Source organism: Streptomyces sp. NPDC050704, from assembly GCF_040654355.1.
Lineage (GTDB): Bacteria > Actinomycetota > Actinomycetes > Streptomycetales > Streptomycetaceae > Streptomyces.
In genome coordinates this window covers 1-1,783 of the sequence record NZ_JBFAHW010000268.1, presented here as the reverse complement: position 1 = coordinate 1,783, position 1,783 = coordinate 1, and the positions used below count along the sequence as shown (strand labels likewise).

2 protein-coding genes are annotated in these 1,783 nt (G+C 66.7%); one reads left to right on the top strand and one right to left on the bottom strand.

What is annotated here, in order from left to right:
- Positions 1-81: 81 nt before the first annotated feature.
- Entirely contained in the window at positions 82-1,146 is a 1,065-nt protein-coding gene (locus AB0I18_RS51990) for a hypothetical protein (RefSeq protein WP_363112884.1), read from the bottom strand.
- A 395-nt stretch (positions 1,147-1,541) separates the two neighbouring features.
- Here AB0I18_RS51990 and AB0I18_RS51985 point away from each other — a divergent pair.
- Positions 1,542-1,783: nuclear transport factor 2 family protein (locus AB0I18_RS51985; RefSeq protein ID WP_363112883.1), on the top strand; the 242-nt coding region annotated here is incomplete at its 3' end.

Sequence of the window (1,783 nt, the reverse complement as noted above, 5' to 3'; positions counted from 1 at the left end):
GAAGCCTTCGCCCGAGCCGTTGCCCGTTCCCGAGGTGCCTGAGGTCGGGTCCTGGCCCGGGGAGCGCGCCGGCCGGGACGATCAGTAGAAGTGGCGGACGAAGACGTCCGACTTGCCGTTGGTGTCGCCGGGCACGATGTCGTCGGCCGTGGACTGGAAGACCACGTCGCGCCCACCGGCGCTGACCGCGTCCGTCCCGGCCGAGGCGGGCTGGTTCGAGACGATCTCGTCGGTGCCCGTCTCCAGATCGCGCAGCGTGAGCGACGCTCCGTTCGCGTCGTGCGGGGCGTACAGCAGATAGCGGCCGGTGGGATCGATGGCCACGCCTCGCACGTTCGGCACCAGTTGGGTGGTGCCCGAGCCCATGTCGTAGACGTAAGTGTCGGAGCCCGCGAAATAGACGACCTTGCTGCCGTCGTCGCTGAGCTGGACGAGTGTCGACCACTGGGACGGGCTGTCGAGCGGGCCGGAGGTGGTGCCGCTGGTCCGGTCTCTCACGAAGACATCCTCCCTCTTGCCGTCCTCGTAGGCGACATAGCGGCCGTCGCCGCTGATGGACGGCCGCGATGGGAGGTTGTGGTCGAGGGCGACGATGACCTCCTTGGTGTTGGCGTACCAGTTCTCGACCTCGACGCGCGAGCTGAGCTTGCTGATGGTGACGGCATGGGCGACGGAGTGGCCGTCCGTGCTCATCGACGGCTGGGTGCAGCTGTACCAGCAGTTGGTGGAGATCTCCCGTCCCGTGCTCACCTGAGGCAGGCGGATCCGCGTGTTCCTCATCCACTGGATCGGATAGGCGACGTATTCCCCGTCACCGCTGATCACCGGAGGCCCGATCGGGGTCTGGGCCCCGAGCCGCTTGGTCTGACTCGTCTGCTGGTCGCGGACGAACACCCTGTCGCCTGCCGTCGGGGCGTCGGGCGTGAGGTTCTTCGCCGACGACGAGAAGACGATGCTGCGGCCGTCGGGCGTGACCGAGGCGCCGACGGAGTTGTCGTCGGCCTGGGTGCCGTCGGCCGCGACACTGATCCTCTCGACACCGGCTTCGAGGTCGCCCGCGACGCCCGCGGGCTCGGCCGAGGCGGCTCCGGGCAGCACCGTCATGACCGCGCAGGCCGCGACCGCCGCGCTCAGAGTGGCCCGCACAGGTCTTGTGGTGCGCCAGTTCGTATTCACCCTCATTTTCCCCCCAGTTAGGACACGGAATCTCCTCCAACTCCCCACTGGAGGTCCACAAACATGCAACCGCGATGGCGCTGTGGGGTCAATGCGTCTGGTCGCCACGCCTGGGGTGCGCGGGCAGTACATCGAAGACCAGGTGGAGTGACCTGCGTCACATCATGGCATTGGTTACGTTGAGGTGACTGGTTACCGGCGGTGAGTATGGGTCTCCAACAGGGTCAACTCGCCGAAGAAGAGGGGCCGGTCATCGGTGGCTGCTGCCCCATGTGGCGGGATGAACGAGCGCACATCGTGTCCTGCATTCAGCCTGTAACAGTAAGTCGTGCTGCCTCTGTGTCAGGGGCGTAAGGAGCGTTGCCGTGACCAGTAAGAACGTCGACATCGCAAGTGAGTACTTCCAGGCTGTGCGGAGGGGTGACCTGGCCAAGGTCGGGGAGCTCCTGGCCGAGGAGATCGTCTGGCACCAGCCGGGCGGCAACCGGTTCTCCGGTGAGCACCAGGGGCGCGACGCGGTCTTCGCGATGCTCGGCGGGATGATGGAGGCCAGTCAGGGCTCCTTCGCCATCGACGCGGTCCACGCCCTGATGGGCAACGGCGACAT